This window comes from Aeromonas sp. R10-1, assembly GCF_040908465.1.
Classification (GTDB): domain Bacteria; phylum Pseudomonadota; class Gammaproteobacteria; order Enterobacterales; family Aeromonadaceae; genus Aeromonas; species Aeromonas caviae.
Genome location: NZ_JBFODT010000017.1, coordinates 398,486 through 404,968 on the forward strand (window position 1 = coordinate 398,486; position 6,483 = coordinate 404,968).

Consider the following 6,483-nt stretch of genomic DNA (forward strand, 5'->3'; position numbering starts at 1 on the left):
GCCGGCAGCAGACCCTCTTCAGGAATCCCATGAAACGCATTCTGGTCATCTTTTCACACCCGGCGCTACAGAGTTCCCGGGCCAACAAACAACTGCTGCACGCCATCGAGGGGCTGGAGGGGATCACCCTGCACGATCTCTGCCAGCGCTATCCGGACATGTTCATCAACGTGAAACGGGAACAGGCCCTGCTGGCGGAGCACGACATCATCGTCTTCCAGCACCCCTTCTACTGGTACTCCTGCCCGGCCATCATGAAAGAGTGGATGGACCTGGTGCTGGAGTACGGCTATGCCTACGGCCCCGAGGCCCACGCCCTCAGCGGCAAGCAGTGGCTCAGCGCCATCACCACGGGGGGCGGCCCCGAATCCTACTGCCGCGCCGGCTACAACCAGCGCCCGCTGCTCGACTTCCTGCTCCCCTTCCAGCAGACCGCACAGCTGTGCGGCATGCGCTGGCTGCCCCCTTTCGTGCTGCACTCCTTCCACAAACTCGAGGATCCCGAGGCGCTGCGCCGCTGCGGCCAGGACTATCGCCAACTGCTGTGCGCCCTGCGTGACGAGCAGCTGACCCCGGCCCAGCTGGCCGAGAGCCCCTATCTGCGCGATCTGCTGGGGGTACTCCCATGACACACACTCGATCCGGGCGCAGGCCCGGCCAGCCCTCACCGGCATTCATCATGTTAAGGAGGAGCCGCTGATGGGACATGGATTGCTGTTTGACGCCCTGATCTACCTCTCGGCGGCGGTGATCGCCGTCCCGCTGGCCAAGCGGTGGGGGCTGGGCTCCGTCCTTGGCTACCTGCTGGCGGGGATCATCATAGGTCCCTTCCTGCTTGGTCTGGTGGGCGAGCAGAAAGACGTGATGCACTTCGCCGAGTTCGGGGTGGTGCTGATGCTGTTTCTGGTCGGTCTGGAGCTGCGCCCGGCCCTGTTGTGGCAACTGAAAGGGCCCATCCTCGGCACCGGTGGCCTGCAGGTGCTGCTCACCAGTGTCGCCCTGACCGGGGTGGGTTATCTTTTGGGTCTGCCCTGGCAGCAGGGGCTCGCCATAGGTCTCATTCTTGCGCTCTCCTCCACCGCCATCGTGCTGCAGAGCCTGCAGGAGCGCAAACTGATGCAGAGCGAGAGCGGCCGCTCCGCTTTCGCCGTGCTGCTGTTCCAGGACATCGCCGTCATCCCCATTCTGGCGATCCTGCCGCTGCTGGCCATCGCACCGGTCGCCAGCAGCGGCAGCTCAGAGCTGGCAGGCTGGCAGCACGGCCTGCTGGTGGTGGCCGCCATCGCCGGCATCGTGCTGGGTGGTCATTACCTGATGCGGCCGGTGTTTCGCGCCATCGCCCAGTCCCACATGCGGGAGATCTTCGTCGCTGCCGCCCTGCTGCTGGTGATCGCCATCGCCGTGCTGATGGAATCCGTCGGCCTCTCCCCCGCCCTCGGCTCCTTCCTCGCCGGCGTGGTACTGGCGGACAGCGAATACCGCCACGAGCTGGAAGCGGACATTGAGCCGTTCAAGGGGCTGCTGCTCGGCCTCTTCTTCATGTCGGTGGGTGCCGGCATCGACTTCAGCCTCTTTGCCGCCCATCCCCTGTTGATCCCAGCACTGGTGATCGGTCTGATGGTACTCAAGTGGCTGGTGCTGATGGGGCTCGGCTTTGTCATTCGCCTCTCCCCGAACCAACGCTGGACCTTCGCCCTGGCCCTTGCCCAGGGCGGGGAGTTCGCCTTCGTGCTGTTCTCGTTCGCCGCCCAGAACAAGGTGCTGCCGGGCAGCACCATCTCACTGCTGACTCTGGTCGTCGCCCTCTCCATGGCGCTGACACCGCTGCTGCTTATCCTCAACGATCGGGTGATCCAGCCCTGGTTCGACTACCGCAACCAGAGCGACACCCCCGAACACGAACAGCCCGAGCTGGTGGAACACCCGGTCATCATCGCCGGCTTCGGTCGCTTCGGTCAGATAGTGGGGCGTCTGCTCCACGGCCATGGTATTGGCACCACCATCCTGGAGCAGGATGCCAGCCAGATAGAGATGCTGAGAAAGTACGGCTACCAGGTGTTTTATGGGGATGCCAGCCGACTCGATCTGCTGCACGCGGCCGGCGCCCACAAGGCCAAACTGCTGGTGCTCTCCCTCAATGACCCGGCCACCTCCCTCGAAGTGATCGAGATGGTGAAAAAGCACTTCCCGCACCTCAGAATACTGGCCCGTGCCCAGGACAGACCCCATGCCCACGAGATCCTGCGCCACGGGATAGACAGCGTGCACCGCGAAACCCTGGGATCGGCCGTGGATCTTGGAGTAGAAGCACTCACCCTCTTGGGGTTCAGGGCCAATCAGGCCTGGCGTGCGGGACAGATGTTCAAGCAGTATGACAACCGGCTGCTGCGGGAACAGGTCAACTACCTGGACGACGAGCACACCTATATCAACAAGAGCCTGCAATACCGCGACATCCTCTCCGACCTGCTGCAAGACGATCAGGAAGGACAGGAGCGTACCCACGCCCATCAATGGAACAGCGGTCTGCCCGACAACGACAAGGAAGCAACATGATTGCCTATTACCCCATGCTCAAACACCTTCACATGACCCTGGCCCTGGTCAGCCTGCTGCTCTTCCTCTACCGCTGGAGCCTGGCGCTGGCGGGTAGCGGGCGGCTGCAACAGAAATGGTTGAAGGTGCTGCCCCACATCAACGACACCTTCCTGCTGCTGTTTGGCGTGCTGCTGGCGGTGACCCTGCAGATGAGCCCTGGCCAGCAGCCCTGGTTGATGGCCAAGCTGATTGCCCTGGTGATCTACATCGGCCTGGGCGTCATGGCGCTCAAGCGTCCTGCCCGCGGTCAGAAGCTGGTGGCCGGAGTGGCCGCTCTCGCAGTATTCGGCTACATGGTGGGCGCAGCCATCACCAAATCAGCCTGGTCCTGGCTGGCATAACGACGTGTCGAGGTGGGGGCCCGTCCCTCACCTCCTTCCCACCTCCCCCTCCATACTGCTTCCATTTCCTTCCAGTCACCCTGGTCGCGAGCATTCTCGCAAGGCTTGCTTTCAATAAAAAAAGGGCTCAAAAAACCCCTTTCCATTGTTATTTTGTTTTATTTATCAATGCTTTGTTTCTTCATGTATGAAAATGGCGACAGTTGTCGCAGCAAAACTTGCGACATAGACTGTCGCAGTCCATGGCTAGGATACACTCAACGCTAAACCAGTGAAGGCATGCACCATGAGTAAGAAGCTGTTACGACAACTGACCTTGGCGCGTTGCATCCCGCACCGCCCTTACAAGCTGACCGCCAGCCAACTCCAGGTAAAACTGGAAGAGGAAGGCATTCACGTCAGTCTCCGTACCGTGCAACGGGACCTGGAAGAGATGTCCGGCATGGGACTGTTCGACCTCACCTCCGATGAGCGCAGCAAGCCTCATGGCTGGTGCTTCGAGCGCCATGGTCTCAATGACTTTGCCAACATCATGCCGCTCTCGCTGGCAGTGGCCCTGAAAACCTGGAGCGACCAGGCAAGCCAACTGTTGCCGGCAAGCGTGCTGACCGAATTGAACCCGCTGATCGACAAGGCTGGCCAGGTGATCCGCGACAGCCAGAGCGAACTGGCCGAGCGCTGGCTGGAGAGCGTGCACCAGTCACCTCGCCCCTTCGCTGGCAATCCGGAGATCCGCCGCAGCACCCTGATCCGCGACGCCCTCTGGCGTGGCCGCAAGTTCAGCGCCGAGATCCAGCGTGTCATCAAGGAGCGTACTGTCTGGCTCTGCTATGACCGCATCAATCCCCTCGGCATCCTGAACCAGCCCGATGGCCCCATCCTGCTCTGTACCCTGTCCGAGCTGGATCCCAAGGTCTACGGCATTCCGTTCGATCACATCAAGAACGTGGAGTTGACCAACTTCAGCGCGACCCAGCCGAAGGACTTCAATATCCAGAAGCTGATCCGCGACCAGGGTTATCAGGACGTCAGCGGTCCGATCCGCTTCGTCGGGCGCATCGATGCCAACTGCCCGACCCTGATCGATGGACAAATCCCGGGACATAACCCGCGTATGACCCGTTACGACAAGCGCAGCGTGGTGGTGGAGACCGAAGTGCAGGATACGCCCGAGTTCCGCTCCTGGCTGAACAACATGAGCGGCAACCTGGAGGTGCTTGCACCCGAATCACTGCGCAAGGCCTACCCGACTCCTGGGACAAGGGTCAGCTAAAGAAACCAGCAGACAATACAAAGCCGAGATTTATCTCGGCTTTTGTCTACTTTTAAAGCATAAGTATTCAATTAATTTTGAACTCTTACACCCCTGATTGAAGCGGCTGTACCATCGTTTTCCTACCGATTTCTGCTTGTAAGAGATCTGCCATTCCCCCTGTAAGACCCCTCAGTGTTGAACCGTACGTGAAGCCATCCCGCACTGGGTATGCTTTCCACGGAAACCATCTAAATAACTGATAAACATAAACAATATTCCACACCAGCCCATTTCTGCACCACATGTCACGGAGCTCAATCCGATTGCACACCTTGTTCGAGCCTGCAATTGCCTTAGTATGGGTCTCACAAGGACGAGCTGATTCGGCAGGATGCAGAAACAGCGCATAAACAAGGAATAGCCTGCAGGATGTGGGCAAGGAACACCTCGGGATGGGGTTGATAGCCAGGATGGTTATCACAAGGATCGACAGGACAACCGCAGGATGCGGTAGTTGGATACCTGGGGATGAGGTTGAGTGGCACGGATTGTCGCTCATCAAGGATGAAAGGACACCGCAAGACGCGGTCAGGAACAGCTTCAAGATGAAGCGTGATAGCCAGGATGGTTATCAGTCAGGATGACGCAGGAACACCACGGGATGTGGTAATGGACACCTCCAGGAAGGAGAGGGTGAAGCAATCAGGACAGATTGCCAGGCTAGGAAGGCCACAGGACACCCCAACGGATTGGGAAGGGGAATTTCCAAAGGAAAGGATAGCGTCAAGGATTGCAGGGAGCATGGCAGTTCAGGGAATGGACGAAATGACTTGAGGGGACAGCATCTGCTGTCCCCTTTTCTTTTGTGAACCCCATGCCCGCGACACAACAGAAAATGGAATCAGCCTGAGCGATCCTCCAACATCACGCTCTTACCAGATATCACCTGCATCCTGAATAATCTGTTTGTATAGCCATCAGATGTAGCCTCAGTAGCGCCCTTGCCTTTCCTGCGCCCTCCCTCGTCTATGCTCAGCGACATCCACTATGTAGTGGTCTAATCATCCCGGACACCGTTTTAGGTGGTACAGTCGCCACCATTATTTGAGGTGTTCAATGACAAGATTACGTCGCTCATTTACTGCCGAGTTCAAGCTGGAAGCCGCATCCCTGGTGCTCGACCAAGGCTATTCAGTCCCCGAAGCCAGCCGTTCACTGGATGTCGGCGAAACCGTGCTGCGTCGATGGGTTCAGCAACTTCAATCAGAACGAAGTGGCGCTACACCTGCTAACCGGGCGCTGACCCCTGAGCAGCAAAAAATTCAGGAGTTGGAAGCCCGCATCAACCGGCTTGAACGCGAAAAGGCCATTCTAAAAAAGGCTACTGCTCTCTTGATGGCGGACGAACTCGAACGTACGCGCTGATAGACCGATTAAGGGAGCAAGCCCCCACCACCCTGGTCTGTTGCGCTTTCGGTATACCAACCGCCTGTTTTTACGACTATCTGGCTCGCAGGCGCACAATTAACCGTGAACGGGGGCAGCAGAGAAGTGAGTTACGGTGTCTGTTCAAAGAGAGCAGAGGCTCAGCTGGCAGCCGGGCCTTGATGTCAATGATGCGGGCACTGGGGCATCAGATTGGCCGGTTCAAGGTGCGTCGTCTGATGAAGGAGGTCGGGCTGGTCTCCAAACAACCGGGAGCTCATCGTTATCAGGTCGTGCGGTCTGAACGACCGGATATTCCCAATCATCTGGCGCGTGAATTTGCTGCCCCGCAACCCAATCAGGTGTGGTGCGGCGACATCACTTACGTATGGGCAGGTGGCCGCTGGCATTACCTGGCCGCGGTGCTCGACCTCCACACCCGACGGGTCGTGGGCTGGGCGATGTCCGGCAGGCCTGATGCTGAGTTGGCCGTGAAAGCGCTCGACATGGCGTATCAGCAACGGGGCTGCCCGTCTGGCGTGCTGTTTCACTCCGACCAGGGCAGCCAATACGGCAGCCGGGTATTTCGGCAACGGCTGTGGCGCTATCGCATGACCCAGAGCATGAGTCGGCGTGGCAACTGCTGGGATAACGCGCCGATGGAGCGGCTGTTCAGGAGCCTCAAGACGGAATGGCTTCCGACCACGGGGTACATGAGCCTGCGGGAAGCCAAGCGGGATATCAGCTACTACCTGATGGATTACTACAACTGGCGGCGCCCGCATCAACACAATGATGGGATACCGCCAGCAGAGGCCGAAAATCGGCTTAACTGTGTGTCCGGATTTAGTTGACCACTACACT

At 58.9% G+C, this 6,483-nt stretch carries 5 protein-coding genes; all 5 read left to right on the forward strand.

Features of this window, described 5'->3' with window-relative positions; genetic code table 11:
* Nucleotides 1–29: 29 nt before the first annotated feature.
* The 5 genes from AB5Y93_RS08695 (at nt 30) to AB5Y93_RS08715 (ending at nt 6,473) form a co-directional block, all read left to right on the forward strand.
* Nucleotides 30–629: an NAD(P)H-dependent oxidoreductase gene (locus tag AB5Y93_RS08695; protein WP_010672574.1), complete on the forward strand. Its 600-nt coding sequence runs from the start codon at nt 30–32 to the stop codon at nt 627–629.
* Nucleotides 630–699: 70 nt separating this feature from the next.
* The gene (locus AB5Y93_RS08700) at nt 700–2,556 is read left to right on the forward strand and encodes a monovalent cation:proton antiporter-2 (CPA2) family protein (protein WP_010672573.1); all 1,857 of its coding nucleotides are present in this window, start codon (nt 700–702) and stop codon (nt 2,554–2,556) included.
* Nucleotides 2,553–2,939: a SirB2 family protein gene (locus AB5Y93_RS08705; RefSeq protein ID WP_039040394.1), complete on the forward strand. Its 387-nt coding sequence runs from the start codon at nt 2,553–2,555 to the stop codon at nt 2,937–2,939. Before AB5Y93_RS08700 ends, AB5Y93_RS08705 begins: the two co-directional genes overlap by 4 nt.
* 286 nt (nt 2,940–3,225) lie before the next feature.
* Nucleotides 3,226–4,212: a YafY family protein gene (locus tag AB5Y93_RS08710; protein ID WP_029313511.1), complete on the forward strand. Its 987-nt coding sequence runs from the start codon at nt 3,226–3,228 to the stop codon at nt 4,210–4,212.
* Nucleotides 4,213–5,310: 1,098 nt separating this feature from the next.
* A protein-coding gene (locus tag AB5Y93_RS08715) for an IS3 family transposase (protein WP_368229181.1) occupies nt 5,311–6,473 on the forward strand; the annotation gives its coding sequence in 2 pieces (ribosomal slippage) (nt 5,311–5,566 and nt 5,566–6,473; 1,164 coding nt in all).
* The last annotated feature ends 10 nt before the right edge of the window (nt 6,474–6,483 follow it).

Excerpts from the sequence above, each read along its gene's own strand:
- AB5Y93_RS08695 (WP_010672574.1), top strand. The coding sequence starts at position 30 with ATGAAACGCATTCTGGTCATCTTTTCACACCCGGCGCTACAGAGTTCC.
- AB5Y93_RS08700 (WP_010672573.1), top strand. The coding sequence starts at position 700 with ATGGGACATGGATTGCTGTTTGACGCCCTGATCTACCTCTCGGCGGCG.
- AB5Y93_RS08705 (WP_039040394.1), top strand. The coding sequence starts at position 2,553 with ATGATTGCCTATTACCCCATGCTCAAACACCTTCACATGACCCTGGCC.
- AB5Y93_RS08710 (WP_029313511.1), top strand. The coding sequence starts at position 3,226 with ATGAGTAAGAAGCTGTTACGACAACTGACCTTGGCGCGTTGCATCCCG.